This is a genomic window from Limnohabitans sp. Hippo4, from assembly GCF_003063605.1.
GTDB lineage: Bacteria > Pseudomonadota > Gammaproteobacteria > Burkholderiales > Burkholderiaceae_C > Limnohabitans_A.
On the sequence record NZ_NESE01000002.1, the window covers coordinates 242423 to 261844 of the forward strand.

The following is a 19422-nucleotide window of genomic DNA, read 5'->3' on the forward strand; positions in this document are numbered from 1 at the left end:
GTCGTTTGAAAATTATTGATTTGTAAATTTATTTAGACAGGAGAAAACCATGTTGAAAGCCTACCGTGAACATGCCGCCGAACGCGCAGCGCTGGGTATCCCCCCGCTGCCTTTGGATGCAAAGCAAACCGCAGAATTGATTGATCTGATCAAGAATCCGCCACAAGGTGAAGATGCCTTCTTGTTAGACCTGCTGACACATCGTGTGCCCCCAGGTGTTGACGATGCCGCCAAAGTGAAAGCTTCTTTCTTGTCCGCAGTTGCGCACGGCGATCTGAATGTTGCATTGATCAGCAAAGCCAAGGCGACAGAGTTGTTGGGCACCATGGTGGGTGGCTACAACGTCAAGCCGTTGATCGATTTGCTCGACGACAAAGAAGTAGGTGCTGTGGCTGCAGAAGGATTGAAGAAAACTTTGTTGATGTTTGACTTTTTCCATGACGTTGCAGAAAAATCCAAAGCTGGCAACGCCAATGCCAGCGCTGTGATCAAGAGCTGGGCCGATGCGGAATGGTTTACATCACGTCCTGAAGTTGAGAAGAAAATCACGGTGACAGTTTTCAAGGTGCCTGGTGAAACCAATACCGACGACTTGTCTCCCGCGCCTGATGCATGGAGCCGCCCCGACATTCCATTGCACTACTTGGCCATGTTGAAAAACACACGCCCTGATGCCGCTTTCAAACCAGAAGAAGATGGCAAGCGTGGCCCCATGGCGTTCATTGAAGAACTCAAGAAAAAAGGTCACTTGGTAGCCTACGTGGGTGACGTGGTCGGTACGGGTTCTTCACGCAAATCTGCCACCAACAGCATCATCTGGGGCTTTGGTGAAGACATTCCTTTTGTGCCCAACAAGCGCTTTGGCGGTGTGACTTTGGGCGGCAAAATTGCACCCATTTTCTTCAACACACAAGAAGACTCTGGCGCATTGCCCATTGAAGTTGACGTTTCCAAATTGGAAATGGGCGATGTGATTGATGTTTTGCCTTACGAAGGCAAGATCATGAAAAACGGCACTTTGATTGCAGAGTTTGAAGTGCGCAGCGAGATGTTATTTGATGAAGTCCGTGCGGGTGGTCGTATCAATTTGATCATTGGCCGCTCATTGACCGGCAAGGCACGCGAGTTCTTGGGTCTGCCCACTTCAACTTTGTTCCGCTTGCCTAAAGTGCCAGCTTCGACCCAAGCTGGTTTCACCTTGGCTCAAAAAATGGTGGGCCGTGCCTGCGGTTTGCCAGAAGGTCAGGGCGTTCGCCCCGGTACATATTGCGAACCCAAAATGACCACTGTGGGTTCACAAGACACCACAGGTACCATGACGCGTGACGAGTTGAAAGACTTGGCATGCTTGGGTTTCAGTGCTGACATGGTGATGCAGTCCTTCTGCCACACGGCAGCTTATCCAAAGCCTGTTGACGTCAAGATGCACCATGAACTGCCTGCTTTCATGAGCAATCGTGGTGGTGTTTCTCTGAAGCCCGGTGACGGTGTGATTCACAGCTGGTTGAACCGTCTGTTGTTGCCCGACACAGTCGGTACCGGTGGCGACTCTCACACACGTTTCCCTATTGGTATTTCTTTCCCTGCAGGTTCTGGCTTGGTGGCTTTCGGTGCCGCTACTGGCGTGATGCCTTTGGACATGCCTGAGTCCATCTTGGTTCGTTTCAAAGGCAAGATGCAGCCTGGCATCACTTTGCGCGACTTGGTTCACGCCATTCCTTACTACGCCATCAAAGCAGGCTTGTTGACCGTTGCCAAGTCCGGCAAGATCAATGAATTCTCTGGCCGTATTTTGGAAATTGAAGGCCTGCCCGATTTGAAAGTGGAGCAAGCCTTTGAATTGTCAGATGCTTCTGCCGAGCGCTCTGCTGCTGGTTGCACCGTCAAGCTCAATCCTGAGCCGGTCAAAGAGTATCTCAACTCCAACATTGTTCTGATGAAGAACATGATTGCGCAAGGCTACAGTGACAAGCGCGCCCTTGAGCGTCGTATCAAGGCGGTCGAGGCCTGGTTGGCCAATCCCAACTTGCTCGAAGCCGATGCCAATGCAGAGTACGCTCACGTGCTCGAAATTGACATGGACCAGCTCAAAGAACCCGTTATGTGCTGCCCTAACGATCCTGATGATGCCAAGTTGTTGTCAGAAGTTGCGGGCACCAAGATTGACGAAGTTTTCATCGGCTCTTGCATGACCAACATTGGTCACTTCCGTGCAGCATCCAAGCTACTTGAAGGTCGTCGCGACATTCCAGTGAAGTTGTGGGTTGCACCCCCAACCAAAATGGATGCCGCCGAATTGACCAAAGAAGGCCACTACGGTGTGTTCGGTGCTGCTGGTGCGCGCACAGAAATGCCAGGCTGCTCCTTGTGCATGGGCAACCAAGCTCAGGTGCGCGAAGGTGCGACGGTTGTTTCTACATCCACGCGCAACTTCCCCAACCGTTTGGGTAAAAATACCAACGTCTACTTGGGTTCTGCCGAAGTGGCTGCCATCAGCTCTAAGCTGGGCCGCATTCCAACGGTAGAAGAGTACCAAGCCAGCATGACTGAAATCAACAAAGACGGAAGTCAGATCTACAAGTACATGAACTTCGACAAGATCGAAGAGTACGCAGAAGTGGCCAAAGGTGTAGCTGCTTAATCCAAGCTTTTCAGCTTAGACCCAAAGCCCAAAAGATGTCAGTCTTTTGGGCTTTTTTGATGGCGCGCATGTTGGGCTGAAAACTTCACTGCAAAATGGACCTTGTGAAAAATTCAATACTCATTGTCGGCGGCGGTATCGGTGGCATGGCGGCCGCTTTGGCTTGTGCGCAGCAAGGTGCACAGCCACACGTCGTCGAGCGTGCCCAAGTCTTCAGTGAAGTGGGTGCGGGTATTCAGATGGGGCCCAATGTCACCCGAACCTTGTTCGCGTGGGGTTTGGAAAAGTCCTTGCAAGACGTAGTTTTCTCACCCCATCGTTTGCATGTGCGGGATACCCATTCAGGCGCTTCCTTGGGTGTACTGCGTTTGGGGCAAAGAAGTCTTGAGACTTATGGTGCGCCTTACTTCACGGTACATCGTGCAGACCTGCATCAAGTTTTGTTGAATCATGTGCTTCGTTCTGGCACATGCCAATTAAGTCTCAACACTCCAATCGATTTGATTCGTGAGGAGACTGACCACCTCTCTGTCAGTGGCCGCGGCCTTCCCGAAGGGCGCTTTGAACATGTCACGGCAGAGGCCGTTGTAGGCGCGGATGGGCTGTGGAGTACCACACGTCAATATGTTGTGCCCCAAACCTCGCCTCGCGTCACGGGATTGATAGCCTACCGTGCACTTGTGCCTATGCAAGCCTTGCCTGAAAGTTTGCGAACACAAGATGTCACGGTGTGGGTGGGGCCTCAGGTTCACGCAGTGCTTTATCCCGTCAGGCGTGGAGAATTTTTGAACTTGGTGGTCATTGTGCGGGCCCGTTCGCCAGAGTCACTTGAAGATTGGGATCACGCAGCCAACAAGCGAGATCTTGACTTGGCCATGGGCTTTGCGCATGCCGATTTGAAAAAGATTTTGGAAACTGTGTCGGCTTGGCGCATGTGGCCCTTGTGCGATCGACCGCCCGTTGCGGGCTTTCACGAAATGGCCAAAGGCCGAATTGCTTTATTGGGCGATGCGGCGCATCCTATGCGTCCGTTTTTGGCGCAGGGTGCAGGCATGGCCATTGAGGATGCATCGCAACTGGCCTCATGTTGGGCAAGAAGCGATTTAAGTGTCGCCGAGCGCTGGCAGTTGTATGCGCAAGCCCGGTGGGCTCGAAATGCCAGGGTTCAACAAAGATCGATTCGAAACGGTGAGATCTTTCACATGCAAGGGCCGTTGCGCTGGGGCAGAAACATCGCCATGCGCATGATGGGGGAGTCCTTGATGGATTTGCCCTGGCTTTATGCGGGCCCCTGAATCAGCCTTGGTCACGGCTAATTCGCTGCTAAATTCACCGCGTTTTAAACTTGGCCCAACAGCAAAAACTCCATCAGCGCTTTTTGCGCATGCATTCGATTTTCTGCTTCGTCCCACACGACGGATTGCGGGCCATCAATGACTTCCGCACTGACTTCTTCGCCGCGGTGTGCAGGTAAGCAGTGCATGAACAAGGCATCTGGCTTGGCAACCTTCATCATGTCTTCGTCCACACACCAGTCGGCAAAGGCTTTTTTGCGCGCTTCGTTTTCGGCTTCGTAGCCCATGCTGGTCCAGACATCGGTGGTTACCAAGTCGGCACCTTCGCAGGCTTGCATAGGATCTTTGAAGAACTGTGTGCTGGCGGCGCTTCTGACGCCAACCACCGACGGGTCGACCTCATAACCGCTGGGGGTGCTGAGGTTTACTTTAAAGCCAAGCAAGTCGGCCGCTTGAAGCCAAGTGTTGGCCATGTTGTTGCCATCGCCTACCCACGCGACTGTTTTACCTTGGATGGAACCGCGGTGTTCAATGTAGGTAAAGATGTCTGCCAAGATTTGGCAAGGATGGAACTCATTGGTCAAGCCATTGATCACAGGCACACGTGAGTGCGCTGCAAAGTTTTCAATCTTGTCTTGGCCATACGTGCGAATCATCACCAGGTCAACCATGCGGCTGATCACGCGCGCACTGTCTTCAATGGGCTCTGCGCGGCCCAATTGGCTGTCGCCCGTGGTGAGGTGAACCACAGATCCACCCAGTTGGTACATGCCGGCTTCAAAACTGACGCGCGTGCGCGTAGATGCTTTCTCAAAAATCATGGCCAATGTGCGGTCTGTCAGTGGCTGGTATTTTTCGTAGGCTTTGAATTTGGCTTTGATGAAAGCAGCCCGCTTGAACAGATGCGCGTACTCATCGGCGGTGAGATCGGTAAATTGCAAATAATGCCGAAGTGGCAATGCCTGAGCATTTGTGGCCATTGAAATTACTCCGCTAGAAATGTTTTGATCAAGGGCAACAAAATATCAGCAACCTGATCTGCTTCGGCTTGCGTCATGATGAGCGGTGGCACCATGCGAATGACGCTGTCTGCGGTGACACTGATCAGCAATCCAGCATCGGCCGCGCGTTGTGTCAAAGCGCCGCAAGCTTTGTCGAGTTCAATGCCCAACATCAGGCCTTGGCCGCGAATTTCTTTGACGCCTTTGACGCCGGCCAAGCCTTGCTCAAGGCGCGCTTTGAGATGAGCACCTACACGTGCTGCGTTCTCAAGCAAACCGTCTTTTTCCATGATGCGAATGGTTTCAACACCCGCGCGCATGGCCAATGGATTGCCGCCGAAGGTGGTGCCATGACTTCCCGGTTGGAAAATGTTGGCGGCTTTAGGGCCCGCCACCACGGCTGCGATGGGCATGCCAGAGCCCAAGCCTTTGGCCAGTGGCATCACGTCGGCTTTGATGCCTGCCCATTGATGCGCAAACCATTTGCCTGTGCGGCCCATACCGCATTGAACTTCGTCAATCATCATGAGCCAATCTTTTTCGTCACACAGTGCGCGCACATCGCGCAGGTAGTCCATGTGCATGGGATTGACGCCGCCTTCGCCTTGAATGGTTTCAAAGAACACAGCCACGACATTGGGGTTGTTGGCGGTGGCTTTTTTCAAGGCTTCTATGTTGTTCACTGGCACACGAATGAAGCCTTCAACCAAAGGTCCAAAGCCTTGTTGAATCTTGGTGTTGCCCGTGGCGCTGAGTGTGGCAATGCTGCGACCATGAAAGGCTTTTTCGTAAACCACGATCTCGGGTTTGTCGATGCCTTTGTCGTGCCCGAACTTGCGTGCCAACTTGATGGCCGCTTCATTGGCTTCTAAGCCTGTGCAGCAAAAAAAGACATTGGTCATGCCAGACAACTCGACCAGTTTGGCGGCCAACTTTTCTTGGTTGGGCACATGGTAGTAGTTGCAACTGTGGATGATCTTGCTCAGTTGATCCTGCAGGGCCGGGACCAACTCTGGATGGTTGTGGCCCAAGGTGTTCACCGCAATGCCGCCTAGCGCGTCCAAATATTCTTTGCCATTGACATCCCACAATCGGCAACCTTGACCATGGCTCATTGCGATGGGCAATCGGCCGTAGGTGTTCATGGTGTGCGGCGAAGTGGCTTCAATGAAAGCAGACATGCTGAGAACTCCTCTGAAAAGAAATCGGCCCAACGAAGAGGGCCGCTGAGATGAGATTTTAGAGCCAGAAATAAAGCTTTAAGTCTTATATAAGATACAATAGTTGTGCAATGCAACATTGAGGCGATCCCTGATGTCTGCCCGTCAAATTACCTAACCTCTGATCGATGGTTTCCAACAACGCCAAAGAAGTACTGATTCAAGGAGTGACCTTGGACGGCCGCACATTCAGACCCAGCGATTGGGCTGAGCGTTTGGCTGGCGTGATGGGGCAATTTCGGCCTGGAGGCGCTACACCAGGCAGCCACTTGAGTTACTCGCCATGGTGCATTCCCCAGACCTTGGGTGGCATCAAATGCGTTGTGGTCCACACCGATTTAAGAGACTATGAGCCCATGGCCTGGGACTTCCTCATGAACTTTGCCAAAGACAACAATTTGCAAGTGTCTGAGGCCTGCCTGCTTCCTGATCATCCCCGCTGAGTCGTCAAACGCCCACAAAAAAGCCGTCCTAAGACGGCTTTTTGCTTTTTCTTTGCTGACAGCGCACCCGTTTCAAACGGCGGCACCCTGGTGGGCGCCGGGCTGATGATCAATTGATCAGGCGAGGGCCAAGGCTTTCACCTTGGTTGACAAGCGGCTCTTATCGCGAGCTGCTTTGTTTTTGTGGAAGATGCCTTTGTCAGCAATCGTGTCCACAACGGCTTGCATTTTGGCAAACAGTTCAGTAGCTTTGGTTTTGTCACCAGCCAGAACAGCTTTTTCAACGTTCTTCACGGCGGTGCGGTATTTAGAGCGCAGTGAGGTGTTCGCTGCGTTCAGTTTCACGTCTTGACGTGCGCGTTTACGGCCTGATGCCAGGCGGGGGTTCTTTTTCTTGGGTTTTCCAGAAGCCATTTTATTTATCCTAGTTGTCTGAGGATGTTGTCAGCAAAGCCGGCTATTGTAACAGGCTAAATCCCGCCAAGTCGAGTCCCCCTGACAGCCAACCCAATCAGTCGCTACACTCTCGCCGTGAGCCTTCTTAAATCAGCTTCTACTGTCTCTCTTTGGACCCTGGCCTCCCGCATCACGGGATTGGTCCGAGAGCTATTGATCGCCTCCGTTTTTGGGGCCAGTGCGCTCACCGATGCCTTTAATGTGGCCTTTCGTATTCCTAATTTGTTTCGGCGCTTCTTTGCTGAAGGTGCTTTTAGTCAAGCTTTTGTCCCTGTATTGGCAGCTAGCAAGGCTCAAAATGGTGAGGCAGCCACACGACAAGCGATCGACCATGTGGCCACCTTGCTGGCTTGGTCCTTGTTGCTCTTGAGCTTGTTGGGTGTAGCCGTTGCACCATTTTTGGTGTGGGCCATGGCCAGTGGCTTGCAACAACAACCCGATTCCTATGCGGCGGCTGTTCTCATGACGCGTTGGATGTTCCCCTACATTGCGTTCATGTCCTTGGTCGCCTTGTCGGCAGGTATTTTGAATACTTGGAAACGCTTTGCGGTGCCTGCTGCAACGCCTGTGTTGTTGAATGTGGCTATGATTGGTGCGGCTTGGCTCTTGGCCCCCTGGTTCAAAAGTCAGGGCATTCAACCGGTTTATGCCTTGCCTGTTGGTGTGATGTTGGGTGGTTTGTTGCAACTGGCCATTCAAATTCCGGCACTTGCAAATTTGGGATTGCTGCCGCGTATTGGTGTGACTTGGCGAGCCATTCAACAAGCCTTGAACGATCCCGCTACACGCCAAATTACAAGCTTGATGTTGCCGGCATTGTTAGGCGTGGGGGTGGCTCAAATATCACTGCTCATCAACACACAGATTGCTTCTCACTTGGCGCCAGGCAGTGTCAGTTGGTTGACGTATGCCGATCGCTTGATGGAATTTCCAACGGCCATTTTGGGTGTAGCCTTGGGTGCTGTTTTGATGCCGCAGTTGGCTGCCGCAAGGGCCAAAGGTGATCAGCTTGAATACGCTGCCATGTTGGATTGGGGATTGCGCTTGGTTGTGTTGTTGGCCTTGCCTTGTGCGGCTGCATTGCTCACTTTCTCGCAAGCTTTGGTGTCCGTGCTGTATCACTACGGCGCATTCACCGACTACGATGTGAAGCAAACGACGATGGCGCTGACGGGCTATGGTGTTGGCTTGATAGGACTCGTGGCCATCAAAGTTCTTGCGCCGGGCTACTACGCCAGCCAGGACATTAAAACGCCGGTCAAAATTGCGGTGCTTGTTTTGTGCTTGACGCAAGCCTTGAATTTTGTGTTGGTTCCTTCTTTAGCCCATGCAGGCTTGGCGCTGTCCATCGGTTTGGGTGCTTTGTTGAATGCAATGTGGCTTCTGGTGGGGCTGATTCGAAAAGGCAGCTACAAACCCTTGCCGGGGTGGGGCTGGTTTAGCGCCAAAGTCGCGCTTGCTACCTTGTTGTTAACTGGTTTTTTGCTTGTGGCTTCAACCCAATTTGATTGGCTGGGTGGCCGTCAACAAGTGTTAGTGCGACTGGCTGCGATGGCCCTTGTTTTGATCACTTCAGCCCTTCTTTATTTTGGGTGTTTGCGTTTGTGTGGTTTGCGTTTGAAATCCTTTGTTCGTCGCTAAAAAGATGCTTGCACTATGAATTTACAAGCCACCACAGTGACCCCATTGACCTACTTCCAAAGTTTGGTGGCAGCGGACCAGAACTTTCCATTGCTAGAGGCTGCGGCGGCTATTGCGCAGGATGAAGAGCCCGCGTTGGACGTGCAAGAGGTCTTGGCCACTTGTGATGCTTTGTTGGTTCGGTTGAAGCGGCGATTGAAGCGCGAAGCAGAGCCCCTTCAGAAGTTGACGGTGTTGAACCAGTTTTTCTACAACGAACTGGGTTTCGGTGGCAATGCCAACAACTTTTATGCCCCCGAGAACAGTTACCTGAATGAAGTTTTCAGAACGCGTCGCGGCATTCCGATTTCGATTGCGGTCATTTGGTTAGAGTTGGCGCAGGCACTCGACTTGCAGGCTGAAGGCGTCTCTTTCCCGGGGCATTTCTTGGTCAAAGTCACTTTGCCTGAGGGCTTGGTTGTGATGGATCCCTTAACAGGCGATTCCTTGGGTTTGGAGCGCTTGGCAGAGAGATTGGCACCTTATCGTCAGCGTGTTGACCTTGCGGATGACGTGGAAGACAGTGACACGCCACTTGGCTTGTATCTGCAGCCAGCCATGCCCCGTGACATCTTGACGCGCATGCTGCGCAATCTGAAAGAAATTTTCTCTAGCCAATCTGATTGGCAACGCTTGAAGTGTGTCTTGGACCGGTTGATCGTCCTCAATCCCGATGCCATTTATGAGCGACGCGATCGCGGGCTAGCTTTGATGTCCTTGGGCTTGAATGCTGAGGCTCGCGATGACTTGCAGGCTTATGTGAGCCAGGCGACCGATGCCAGTGACGTCGACATCATTCGTTTGCGACTGGCATCCATCGATTCCTGAAAAATTACTTGACGATTACCTGTGCACCATCAGTCTGTGCAGCAATGACACCAATTTCATAAACTTTTTCGCCAGCTTGGCGCAAAGTGTCTGCACAAGCTGCAGCATTCGTTGCATCGATGACAACGACCATGCCAATTCCGTTGTTAAAGGTGCGGTTCATTTCGATGTCGTCAATGCCTGCCGTGTTTTGAAGCCATGCAAATAATTCAGATTGAGGCCAGCTGCCCTTGACCAAATGCGCCGCAGTGCCTTCGGGCAAAACACGGGGAATGTTTTCCAACAAACCGCCACCTGTGATGTGAGCCAAAGCTTTGATGGGGTGTTGGGCCAAAGCGCTCAAGACCGTTTTAACGTACAAGCGTGTGGGCGCCATGATGGCTTGCTTGAAATCTTGACCATCGAGTTGGGCGGGCAATTGCGCGCCAGCCCGCTCAATGCATTTGCGAACCAAGCTGAAACCATTGGAATGCACGCCATTGGAGCCCAAGCCCAAGACGATGTCGCCTGGTTTGACGTCTCGTCCGGTGAGAATTTTTGATTTTTCAACAGCGCCCACCGCAAATCCGGCCAAATCGTATTCGCCTGCGGGGTACATGCCTGGCATTTCGGCCGTTTCGCCGCCAATCAGAGCGCAACCGGACATTTCGCAGCCATTGGCAATGCCGCCCACCACAGCAGCTGCTGTGTCCACATCCAGCTTGCCGCATGCAAAGTAGTCCAAAAAGAACAGCGGCTCTGCCCCTTGAACCAAGACATCGTTGACGCTCATCGCGACCAGGTCGATGCCCACGGTATCGTGCATGTTCCACTCAAATGCGAGTTTGAGTTTGGTGCCCACACCGTCCGTGCCAGAGACCAAAACAGGCTCTTTGTAACGTTTGGGCACTTCAAACAAGGCGCCAAACCCACCAATGCCTGCTAAAACACCCTCGCGCATGGTCTTTTTGGCCAGAGGCTTGATGCGTTCGACCAAAGCGTCACCCGCGACGATGTCGACGCCAGCATCTTTGTAGGAAAGGGGAGTTGAGCTCATGTGAAATATGGGGAAAATGTGGGGAAGAGGGCGAGGGGAGACTAAAATCTAAGCATATTTTAAGGGGCAGTGCTGCTTGCATCTGCCAATGCCGTCAGCTTCTTTTGATTTTCTTTAACCACGAATTGCCAACATGCCCATCCATATCGCCAACAAACGCCTGACTTTAGGGGTGGGCGTCGCTGTTGTGGTGGCCTTGATGCTGTGGGTCTTGGGACCTGTCTTGGTTCCCTTTGCAGTCGCGGGGGTGCTGGCATACGCACTGCATCCAGCCGTGCTTCGAATGCACAAAGCCGCCCCTTGGTTGCCTCATGTGTTGTGTGTGATGTTGATTGAGTTGTTGGCGCTGCTGGCGGTGATGGGTGTTCTGTTTTTGTTGGTACCCATTTTGACCCGCGAAATTCCATTGCTTCAGCAGCAATTACCAACCCTTATAGACCGATTGGCAGCCTTCTTGAATGCACTGCTGGACAAGTACGGCTGGCGATTGACTTTGGATGTGGCCTCCATCAAGGCACAACTGCTCACCTATTTGAGTGCCAACCGAGGCGATTGGATGGAGCCGTTGGTGGCCTCACTCAAACTGGGTGGCAGCTTTGCCCTGGCGGTCTTGGGTAATTTAATTTTGATTCCAGTGGTTCTTTTTTATCTGCTCAAGGACTGGGACCGTTGGGTCTCGCAAGTCGTTTTGTGGGTACCCCTTCACTGGCGCCCTGCCTATGACAGTTTCATGCGTGAATGCGATGAAGTCTTAGGCCAGTATTTGCATGGACAAATTTTGGTCATGCTGGCTTTGTCAGTTTTCTACGCCGTCGGCCTGTATGCCTTCGGATTGGATTTGGCATTGCCCATTGGTGTCTTCACGGGTTTGGCCGTTTGCGTGCCTTACTTGGGCTTTGGGCTTGGCCTTATCTTGGCCTTGTTTGCTGGATTTTTACAATTTGCATCCCTCAAGGCTTTGTTGATGGTGGCGGTGGTGTTTGGTGCGGGGCAGTTGCTTGAAAGCTTTTGGCTCACACCCAAGTGGGTCGGTGAACGCATTGGCTTACATCCCTTGGCTGTCATTTTTGCTTTGTTGGCATTGGGTCAATTGTTTGGCTTTGTGGGCGTGCTGGTGGCATTGCCTGCCAGTGCGGTGATTTTGGTGGCACTGCGCAGAGTGCGTGATCAATATTTTGAGAGCACCATTTACCAAGGTCCTGACGCATGAAGCAAATGGCCTTAGACATAGGCTTGCAAACAGCGCCCAGCTTGGACAGTTTTTTTGCAGGACCCAATGCTGCAGCACTGCAACATCTCAAACTCTGGACCGCCGGTCAAATGCCCAGTCCCGTCCCTACTTACCTTTGGGGGGAGAGTGGCTCAGGCAAAACGCATCTGCTCAAGGGTGTTTATGCGGCGCTCAAAGATCAAGGACTTTCTGTGGGCTGGCTGGATGCCTCAACTGAAGCGCATCTGAGTTTTGATGCATCTTGGGTTGCTGTGTTGATGGACGATGTGCATCTGTTCAATTTAGAGCAACAGGCCATGGGATTCAATTGGTTTGTGAATGCTCTCACGCCCAAGTCAGGTCAGCCGCGTTGGGTATTGGCGGCCGGCACATTGCCCCCTGCAGACCTCAAGTTGCGTGATGATTTACGTTCTCGCTTGGGTTGGGGGCATGTTTATGCTCTGCAGGTCTTAAGTGACAACGAGCGACGTGCAGTGTTGCGTCAAGAGGCAGACTCGCGAGGTTTGTTTTTGAGTGATGAGGTGATGTCTTACATGCTCACACGATTTTCACGCGACTTGAGCAGCTTGATGACTTTGCTCAATCACTTGGATCAGTTTGCTTTACAAACGCAAAGGGCCATCACCATTCCGCTGATCAAATCCATGTTGGAGAGCACATGAAGTTGGCCCTGTTTGATCTCGACAACACTTTGTTGCCAATTGACTCCGATTACGCCTGGGGTGAATTCAGTCAGCACATTGCTTGGACTGACCCAGTCTCTTTCAAAGCACGCAATGATCAGTTTTACGCAGACTATCAATCGGGTGTGTTGGACATTCATGAGTACGTGCGATTTGCAACGGATGCGGTGCGCCTGAAGGGGGCTGAGCAAGCGGAAATCGCGCATCGCCAATTCATGCGCGAAATTATCTTGCCTGCTGTGAAGCCCTCTGCAATCGAATTGGTGAAACAACACCAAGCGGCAGGTGATCATGTCATGATCGTCACTGCCACCAATGAATTCGTCACGCGACCCATTGCCACTGCTTTTGGTGTGTCTGATTTGATTGCTGTTGAATTGGCGCGCGACGAGCAAGGCTGGATCACGGGAGAAATTTTGGGTACGCCGTCATTCAAAGAAGGCAAGGTCACTCGGATTGCACAATGGTTGGCGGCACGAAATCTGAATTGGTCAGATGTGCACATTACCTTTTATTCGGATTCAATCAACGATTTGCCACTTTTAGAAATGGCACAAACACCCGTTGCGACCAATCCAGATGCGCGTTTGCGCCAACTTGCGACCGATCGAGGCTGGCGCACACTTCAACTTTTCTCATGATCAAAAAATTCATTCAAAAAATATTAGGCCAGCCCAAAGGCGGGCGAGGCGCTGTTGATTTTGGCAAGCGCGTCGAAATTCCTGCATCCGTTCATGGCATCAATCCAGCCCTGGTTGACGAGCGCGCTCTGAATGTGGTCAGAACTTTGCAAGATGCAGGCTATGAAGCTTATGTGGTGGGTGGCGCGGTACGCGATTTGCTTTTAGGACTTCGTCCTAAAGACTTTGATGTGGCGACCGATGCCACGCCAGAAGAGGTGAAAAGCTTGTTTCGCCGAGCCTTCATCATCGGACGACGCTTTCGCATTGTGCATGTGGTGTACGGTCGTGGCCGCGAGCATGAAGTGATTGAAGTGTCTACCTTCAGGGCCCATTTGGACAACCGCGCAGCAGAGCAGGTCAAGGGCAATGAAAAAACAAGCAAATCTGAACTTGCAGGTATGACGCACGCTGTCGATTCAAGCGGCCGGGTGCTGCGCGACAACGTTTGGGGCCCCCAAGACGAAGATGCAACACGTCGGGACTTCACGGTGAATGCCATGTACTACGACCCGGAGTCTCAGTATTTGGTTGACTACCACGGCGGTATGCAGGATGCCAAAAAGAAAGTCTTGCGCATGATTGGCGATCCCGTTGCACGTTATCGCGAAGATCCTGTGCGCATCATTCGTGCGGTGCGGTTTGCAGCAAAGCTCAGCCCCTTGGGTTTCAAGTTCGAGAGCAAAACTGCCAAGCCCTTGGCGACCATGCTGAACTTGCTGGCCGATGTACCGCAAAGCAGGTTGTTTGATGAAATGCTGAAGTTGCTTCAAACGGGCCATGCTTTGGCCTCTGTGGCGCAATTGCAATCCTTGGGTTTGCACAAAGGCATCTATCCTTTGTTGGATGTGGTGGTTGAGCGTGCTGATACGCCTTTTGTGAAAGCGGCATTGGCCGACACAGATCGCCGTGTAGGTGAAGAAAAACCCGTGGCGCCCAGCTTTTTGCTGGCATGTGTTTTATGGACCGATGTCAAGGCGGGTTGGGATCAGCGTGTTGCCAAACGCATTCCGCCATTTCCAGCCCTGCAAGAAGCCATCGATGAAGTCTTTGATGCGCGCATCGGTGACGTCTCGGGACGCGGTAAATTGGCGGCTGACATGCGCGAAATTTGGATGATGCAGCCCCGCTTTGAAAAACGCATTGGCAGTACGCCATTCAGTTTGGTAGAGCAGCCCCGATTCCGCGCTGGCTTCGACTTTTTACGTTTACGCGCTGAAGTGGCGGATGTCGATTTGACGTTGGCCGATTGGTGGCAAGAATTCAGCATGGCAGACGATGCCGCTCGCGAGGACTTGATTCAACAGGCGAAGTCTGAAAAGGGCAACGTTCCTGCTTCGGGAATTGGCAAAACACGACGTGCGCCGCGTCGCCGAAAGCCAGTGGCGAAAAATGCTTCGGGTGCATCCGGTAACGCCGAGCCAGGACAATCGCCGTCGGGTGAGTAAGGCGACATCAGGGGGCCTTCATGCATCGTGAATGGGTGTCAGTGTTTGTTGGCCTGGGTGCTAATTTGGGCGAAGCGCGCCAGACCCTAGATGCTGCTGTGAAGGCCATTGGCAAATTGCCGCATACCCGGGCCCTCAACTGCTCCTCTTTCTACCGGTCAGCCCCTGTGGATGCGACGGGGCCCGATTACATCAATGCGGTGCTTCATTTGGAAACGCGCCTCAATGCTTATGAAGCATTGAAGGCCTTTCAATCTTTGGAGAACATGGCGGGCCGTGTGCGACCCTATCGGAATGCGCCTCGAACTTTGGACATTGACTTGTTGTTGTTTGGTGATGCAAGCATCCAAAGCCCAGTGCTGACCGTGCCCCATCCAAGGATGCGGGAAAGAGCCTTTGTGTTGAAGCCTCTTTCGGAGCTGTCGCCGCAACGGGTAAGCGCGCAAGACTTGCAAAGCGTTCAATCGCAAGCCATTGAAAAACTAGATGCTTCTAGTTCTGATGACCTTTAACCTTCGGTGACAAAGTACCGAGCTGCAAAGGGCTACGATATCTGCCAATTTGCTGTTTTTGATTGTCTTTTTTCAGACATAAAAATGTCACCGCTTTGCAATATTTACAAGCTTAGGGTTTAAACTCCCGCATGCCTCAATGAGCGAATTTCTCGCTTTTTGTTCACGGAGAATCCTATGTTTTTTGGCAAGCTTTTGCCCAAAGAGGGCAACTTTTTTGAGTTGTTCAACCAGCATGCAGACCGAATCGTTGAAGCGGCACGTGCCTTTTCAAACTTGGTGCTCAATTACACAGACGGCCACCTGCGTGAAAAATACACGCAAGATGTTGACAATGCCGAGCGATCAGCCGATCGCGTGACGCACGAAGTCAATCGCTTGATTCACACCACTTTCATCACACCCATTGATCGCGAGCAAATTCATACGCTCATTAATTTGATGGACGATGTGGCCGACTTGATTCAAGACTCCGCAGAAACCATGGCGCTTTACGATGTGCGCGTCATGACGGAAGAAATTACCCGTTTAACCGATTTGTCCGTCAAATGTTGTGAGCGTTTGCGGGATGCCGTCAATATGCTGGGCAACATTGCAGATCCCGCAACGGCTGAAGCTGCATTGAAGACATGCGAAGAAATTGACCGACTAGAGTCCGATGCCGACCGCGTGATGCGCAGTGCCATGAGCAAGCTTTTCCGCGAAGAGCCTGATGTGCGTGAAGTGATCAAGTTGAAAGCCATTTACGAATTGCTTGAAACCATCACTGACAAATGTGAAGACGTTGCCAATCAAATCGAGGGCATCGTCCTCGAGAACTCCTGATACTTGGAACCTTGAGCATGGACACACAAGCCGCTTTGTGGGTGGTTATGTTGCTGGTGGCTTTGGCGCTGGCATTTGACTTCATGAATGGTTTTCATGATGCCGCCAACTCAATTGCCACGGTTGTTTCAACAGGCGTTTTGAAACCAACGCAGGCCGTTGTGTTTGCAGCTTTCTTCAATTTCGTCGCCATTTTTATCTTCCACCTCAGCGTGGCTGCCACCGTTGGCAAGGGCATTGTCCAACCCGGTGTGGTCGACGTTCACGTGGTCTTTGGTGCCTTGGTAGGCGCCATTACATGGAATGTGATCACTTGGTATTACGGCATACCCAGCAGTTCCTCACATGCCCTGATTGGCGGTATTGTGGGTGCGGTCATTGCCAAAGCAGGTGCGGGTGCTTTGTTGTCTGCGGGTGTTTTGAAAACGGTGACTTTTATCTTTGTTTCGCCGCTGCTGGGTTTCCTTTTGGGTTCCCTGATGATGGTCTTGGTGGCCAATTTGTTCAAGCGCAGCAGACCTTCCAAAGTCGACAAGTGGTTCCGCCGTCTGCAACTCGTTTCAGCAGGTGCTTACAGCTTGGGTCATGGTGGTAACGATGCACAAAAAACGATCGGCATCATTTGGATGTTGCTGGTGGCAACTGGTTACGTCTCGGCTGCAGAAACATCGCCCCCCTCTTGGACCATTGTTTCTTGTTACTTGGCCATTGGCTTTGGCACCATGTTTGGCGGATGGCGCATTGTCAAAACCATGGGTCAGAAAATCACCAAACTCAAGCCAGTAGGTGGCTTCTGTGCTGAAACAGGCGGTGCTTTAACCCTCTTCTTGGCCACCTCCTTGGGCATTCCTGTTTCCACGACACACACCATCACGGGTGCCATTGTGGGTGTTGGCTCAACCCAACGTGCAAGTGCCGTTCGATGGGGCGTAGCGGGCAACATTGTGTGGGCATGGATTTTGACCATCCCAGCCAGTGGTTTTGTGGCGGCCATTGCTTACTGGCTGAGCTTGCAACTTTTCTAAACCCGAGAGGGCGGTGCCCTCTCGTCAAGCCTTAGGCTGGTGCTTGAGTTTGCCCCAGTCCTAGGGCTTTTTCCATCATGACGATGTCTAGCCAGCGTTCAAATTTCCAGCCGCAGCCAGACACAGTGCCGACGTGCTTGAAGCCTACCGATGTATGGACGCCAATTGAGCCGGCATTGCCAGAGTCGCCAATGACTGCGATCAACTTTCGGATACCGACTTTTTCGGCAGCTTGGCACAGCTCAGCCAGTAGCATGCGTCCCCAGCCTTTGCCTGCTGTGTCTGCGGCTAGATAAATGGAGTCTTCGGCTGAGAATCGATAGGCGGGGCGTGGTTTGAACCAGTTGCAATAGGCAAAACCGACCACTTGGCCTTCATTTTCAAGGACCAAATAGGGCAAACCTTTGCTCAAGACGTCCTCCCTGCGGGCCGTCATGTCCTCAAGGGAGGGTGGGTCAATTTCAAAAGTGCCCGTTCCATGAAGGACGTGGTGCTTGTAAATGGCCGTGATGGCGGCCATGTCTGAGGGTTGGCTGGGGCGAATGGTTGGCATTCTTGAACTCCGGGTTATAATCAGCGGCTTTTCAGTGTGTCACTGGCCGGGTGGCCAGTTGCGTGTCTCAAACGCTGGAAGAATTTGTGTCCTTGTTTCATTTCAAATTTTTTGAATTGTGCAATGTGTACACCACCCTAGGATAAATCATGGTTGTCATTCGTCTTTCTCGTGGCGGTTCTAAAGCCCGTCCATTTTTCAACATTGTTGTGGCTGACAAGCGCGTTCGCCGCGATGGTCGTTTCATTGAGCGCATTGGTTTTTACAACCCTATCGCCAAGGATACAGAAGAAGGCCTGCGCGTTGTGCAAGACCGTTTGACATACTGGACAGGCGTTGGCGCTCAAGTGTCTCCAACCGTTCAGCGTTTGGTCAAACAAGCTGCTGCCAAAGCTGCTTAATTGCTTTTTGGCTTCGCCAAAGGCTTTGCTGTGCTACCCCATTTAGAGTTTGCCGACATGCCGGCAGACGCCATCGAAGTGGGGCGTATTGCAGATGCTTGGGGCATCAAAGGCTGGTTCAAAGTCTTGCCCCACAGCGCCTCACCCGAGGCGCTTTTTTCTTCTAAGCGATGGTATTTGCTGCCTTCCGATCGCGCTGTCGGTGGTGCAAAGTCGCCAACGGCCAAGTCGGCAGCGCCTGCTGCTGGTGGCCCTTCAAAGCCCGTACTGCTCAAAATCAAAGAAGCCAAAGACCATGCCGACACCGTCGTCGCTTGTTCACTGGACGTGACCGACAGAAACCAAGCTGAAGCCCTGAAAGGCGCACGCATTTTTGTGCCGCGTTCAAGTTTTCCGACTGCCGGTGCAGACGAGTATTACTGGGTGGACTTGCTGGGCTTGGATGTTGTCAACCGCGAAGGTGTGGCCTTGGGTCAGGTGAAAGACTTGATGTCCACTGGGCCTCAAACTGTGCTGGTCTTGTCGCAAGCTTCAGCAGAAGCAGACAAGCCACCGGTGGAGCGCATGATTCCCTTTGTCGCAGCCTTCGTCGACAACGTGGACCTGCCTGGTCGCAAGATCACGGTTGATTGGCAGCTTGACTACTGAGCGGGTGAAAGCAAGCCATGCGCTTTGATGTCATCACGCTGTTTCCCGAACTCTTCGCCCCCTTTTTAAGTTCTGGCATCAACCGCCGTGCCTTTGAATCTGGCGCTGTAGAGCTGAAGCTTTGGCAATTGCGAGATTTCTCCGAAGGAACTTATCGCCGTGTCGACGATCGACCCTTTGGCGGTGGGCCTGGCATGGTGATGATGGCTGAACCTTTGGAAAAGTGTTTGCTGGCCATTCGCCAAGACCGCATCGCCCAAAATCCCAAAGAAGCCAAAGTACCTGTCGTCCTTTTTTCGCCCATTGGCCAGACCTTGACCCACGCCGGCGTTGCGTCGTGGTCTCAAAGCGATGGCGCCATTTTGATTTGCGGTCGCTATGAGGGCCTTGACCAGCGCTTCATTGATGCCCATGTCGATGCCCAGATCAGTTTGGGTGACTTTGTTTTATCGGGCGGCGAAATCGCTGCCATTGCGCTCTTGGATGCCATTGCGCGTTTGCAGCCTGGCGTTTTGAACGATGAGGTCAGTCATCAAATGGACAGCTTCAATCCAGCGCTGGATGGCTTGTTGGATTGTGGACATTACACACGTCCTGAAATTTGGCATGGTGAAACCGTCCCGCCTATCTTGATGTCTGGCCACCATGCCGATATTGCCAAATGGCGACGTCAGCAAAGTTTGACCTTGACTCAAAAGCATCGGCCAGACCTGATTGAATGGGCCCGGAAGATGGGAAAGCTGAGCGCAAAAGATGAACACTTTTTGGCTCATTTTGCGGTGTCTGCACCTGATAAGACTTAAGCAAAACGCCGAA

20 protein-coding genes are annotated in these 19422 nt (G+C 52.3%); 15 read left to right on the plus strand and 5 right to left on the minus strand.

The genetic code is table 11. From position 1 onward, the window contains the following. Window positions 1-49 precede the first annotated feature (49 nt). On the plus strand, window positions 50-2641 hold the full coding sequence (gene acnB, locus B9Z46_RS06610) for a bifunctional aconitate hydratase 2/2-methylisocitrate dehydratase (RefSeq protein WP_108255089.1): 2592 nt from the start codon (window positions 50-52) through the stop codon (window positions 2639-2641). A 104-nt stretch (window positions 2642-2745) separates the two neighbouring features. Beyond that, window positions 2746-3936 carry an FAD-dependent monooxygenase gene (locus tag B9Z46_RS06615; RefSeq protein WP_108255779.1) on the plus strand — a complete coding sequence of 397 codons (1191 nt, stop codon included), beginning with the start codon at window positions 2746-2748 and terminating at the stop codon, window positions 3934-3936. Window positions 3937-3980: 44 nt separating this feature from the next. Here B9Z46_RS06615 and argF read toward each other — a convergent pair whose 3' ends face one another. Both argF and B9Z46_RS06625 read right to left on the minus strand, forming a co-directional pair. Continuing rightward, window positions 3981-4916: an ornithine carbamoyltransferase gene (gene argF, locus B9Z46_RS06620; RefSeq protein WP_108255091.1), complete on the minus strand. Its 936-nt coding sequence runs from the start codon at window positions 4914-4916 to the stop codon at window positions 3981-3983. Window positions 4917-4921: 5 nt separating this feature from the next. Next, on the minus strand, window positions 4922-6118 hold the full coding sequence (locus B9Z46_RS06625; RefSeq protein ID WP_108255093.1) for an aspartate aminotransferase family protein: 1197 nt from the start codon (window positions 6116-6118) through the stop codon (window positions 4922-4924). 167 nt (window positions 6119-6285) lie between these two features. Between B9Z46_RS06625 and B9Z46_RS06630 the strand changes: the two genes are divergently transcribed. After that, complete coding sequence (locus B9Z46_RS06630; protein WP_055361276.1) at window positions 6286-6600, plus strand: DUF3579 domain-containing protein; 315 nt, start codon at window positions 6286-6288, stop codon at window positions 6598-6600. Window positions 6601-6717: 117 nt separating this feature from the next. Here B9Z46_RS06630 and rpsT read toward each other — a convergent pair whose 3' ends face one another. Next, window positions 6718-7014, minus strand: coding sequence for a 30S ribosomal protein S20 (gene rpsT / locus B9Z46_RS06635; RefSeq protein WP_055361275.1), 297 nt, complete (start codon window positions 7012-7014; stop codon window positions 6718-6720). A 117-nt stretch (window positions 7015-7131) separates the two neighbouring features. Here rpsT and murJ point away from each other — a divergent pair, with 117 nt between their 5' ends. Then, window positions 7132-8697 carry a murein biosynthesis integral membrane protein MurJ gene (gene murJ / locus B9Z46_RS06640; RefSeq protein ID WP_108255095.1) on the plus strand — a complete coding sequence of 522 codons (1566 nt, stop codon included), beginning with the start codon at window positions 7132-7134 and terminating at the stop codon, window positions 8695-8697. 15 nt (window positions 8698-8712) lie between these two features. Then, window positions 8713-9564 (plus strand): SirB1 family protein, encoded by an 852-nt coding sequence (locus B9Z46_RS06645; protein WP_108255097.1) that lies wholly within the window; start codon window positions 8713-8715, stop codon window positions 9562-9564. A 4-nt stretch (window positions 9565-9568) separates the two neighbouring features. Here the strand turns inward: B9Z46_RS06645 and purM are convergent, their stop codons facing one another. After that, entirely contained in the window at window positions 9569-10600 is a 1032-nt protein-coding gene (gene purM / locus B9Z46_RS06650; protein ID WP_108255099.1) for a phosphoribosylformylglycinamidine cyclo-ligase, read from the minus strand. Window positions 10601-10733: 133 nt separating this feature from the next. On the opposite strand from purM, the gene B9Z46_RS06655 reads away from it, so the two are divergent. From B9Z46_RS06655 to B9Z46_RS06685, 7 genes are all read left to right on the plus strand, one after another. Continuing rightward, complete coding sequence (locus B9Z46_RS06655) at window positions 10734-11810, plus strand: AI-2E family transporter (RefSeq protein ID WP_108255101.1); 1077 nt, start codon at window positions 10734-10736, stop codon at window positions 11808-11810. Beyond that, window positions 11807-12493: a DnaA regulatory inactivator Hda gene (hda, locus tag B9Z46_RS06660; protein ID WP_108255103.1), complete on the plus strand. Its 687-nt coding sequence runs from the start codon at window positions 11807-11809 to the stop codon at window positions 12491-12493. Before B9Z46_RS06655 ends, hda begins: the two co-directional genes overlap by 4 nt. Continuing rightward, window positions 12490-13155 carry an HAD family phosphatase gene (locus tag B9Z46_RS06665; RefSeq protein WP_108255105.1) on the plus strand — a complete coding sequence of 222 codons (666 nt, stop codon included), beginning with the start codon at window positions 12490-12492 and terminating at the stop codon, window positions 13153-13155. Before hda ends, B9Z46_RS06665 begins: the two co-directional genes overlap by 4 nt. Next, window positions 13152-14642, plus strand: coding sequence for a polynucleotide adenylyltransferase PcnB (gene pcnB / locus B9Z46_RS06670; protein WP_108255107.1), 1491 nt, complete (start codon window positions 13152-13154; stop codon window positions 14640-14642). Before B9Z46_RS06665 ends, pcnB begins: the two co-directional genes overlap by 4 nt. 20 nt (window positions 14643-14662) lie before the next feature. Then, on the plus strand, window positions 14663-15154 hold the full coding sequence (gene folK / locus B9Z46_RS06675; protein WP_108255109.1) for a 2-amino-4-hydroxy-6-hydroxymethyldihydropteridine diphosphokinase: 492 nt from the start codon (window positions 14663-14665) through the stop codon (window positions 15152-15154). Window positions 15155-15331: 177 nt separating this feature from the next. Beyond that, window positions 15332-15979: a DUF47 domain-containing protein gene (locus B9Z46_RS06680; RefSeq protein WP_108255111.1), complete on the plus strand. Its 648-nt coding sequence runs from the start codon at window positions 15332-15334 to the stop codon at window positions 15977-15979. Between the two features lie 17 nt (window positions 15980-15996). Continuing rightward, window positions 15997-17004: an inorganic phosphate transporter gene (locus B9Z46_RS06685; protein ID WP_108255113.1), complete on the plus strand. Its 1008-nt coding sequence runs from the start codon at window positions 15997-15999 to the stop codon at window positions 17002-17004. A gap of 31 nt (window positions 17005-17035) precedes the next feature. Here B9Z46_RS06685 and B9Z46_RS06690 read toward each other — a convergent pair whose 3' ends face one another. Then, window positions 17036-17557, minus strand: a complete 522-nt coding sequence (locus B9Z46_RS06690; protein ID WP_055361264.1) for a GNAT family N-acetyltransferase — start codon at window positions 17555-17557, stop codon at window positions 17036-17038. A 149-nt stretch (window positions 17558-17706) separates the two neighbouring features. Between B9Z46_RS06690 and rpsP the strand changes: the two genes are divergently transcribed. From rpsP to trmD, 3 genes are read left to right on the plus strand one after another with little or no spacing between them, the layout of a single operon-like run. Beyond that, entirely contained in the window at window positions 17707-17958 is a 252-nt protein-coding gene (gene rpsP / locus B9Z46_RS06695) for a 30S ribosomal protein S16 (RefSeq protein ID WP_055361263.1), read from the plus strand. A 30-nt stretch (window positions 17959-17988) separates the two neighbouring features. Beyond that, window positions 17989-18606 carry a ribosome maturation factor RimM gene (gene rimM / locus B9Z46_RS06700; protein WP_369907424.1) on the plus strand — a complete coding sequence of 206 codons (618 nt, stop codon included), beginning with the start codon at window positions 17989-17991 and terminating at the stop codon, window positions 18604-18606. A 17-nt stretch (window positions 18607-18623) separates the two neighbouring features. Then, on the plus strand, window positions 18624-19409 hold the full coding sequence (trmD, locus tag B9Z46_RS06705; RefSeq protein WP_108255115.1) for a tRNA (guanosine(37)-N1)-methyltransferase TrmD: 786 nt from the start codon (window positions 18624-18626) through the stop codon (window positions 19407-19409). Window positions 19410-19422: the final 13 nt, after the last annotated feature.